This is a genomic window from Bartonella sp. AA81SXKL (genome assembly GCF_042196945.1).
Lineage (GTDB): Bacteria > Pseudomonadota > Alphaproteobacteria > Rhizobiales > Rhizobiaceae > Bartonella.
Map to the genome: position 1 here is coordinate 1 of NZ_JBHIRH010000385.1, position 573 is coordinate 573.

The 573-nt window shown below is 30.4% G+C and carries 1 protein-coding gene; it reads right to left on the bottom strand.

Annotated elements, in window-relative coordinates:
- On the bottom strand, positions 1 to 573 hold a 573-nt coding region (locus tag ACFINZ_RS11830; RefSeq protein WP_375701627.1), incomplete at both ends, for a peptidoglycan-binding protein.

Consider the following 573-nt stretch of genomic DNA (forward strand, 5'->3'; position numbering starts at 1 on the left):
TGCACTTCTATAATATCTGCAATAGTAGGCTCTAAAACAGGTTCTGTTGAACGAGGCAGATCTTTTGTTTTTGTTTTCTCATTGATCATTTCCATTTCGCTCTGCTTAATTAATATCGCAATTTCATCTTTTGTGTTTTTTTGCAAAATACGGTTTTGCATTTCCTCAGCAGTTTGTTGTTTCCATAGTGCTATGGCACGACGTGTTTTAGGTCCCTCTAGCCCATCTAAAGAACCATCATAAAGTCCTAGTTTTGCTAATTTCTTTTGCATTTCTAGTATGCTTTGTGACGCAGAATGTGAAGATGAGTTTTTCTTTAAATAATTCGGAGGTAGTAAAGAAGTAACATGTCTATTTGATTGAAATTTTTCTTCTTTTAAGAACAAAGCAGAATTTTTTTCTATATTTGTATTTGCACCGGACATGAATTTCATTTGAGTAAAAACATTCTGATGTGTTTTCATTTGTAAAAATAAAGCATTAAATGAAAAAAAGCCAAAACTAACAATAAAAATGATAAAACCAACAAAGAACAAAGTATTTTTTTGTGTATAGAGATAACTTTTTTTTATA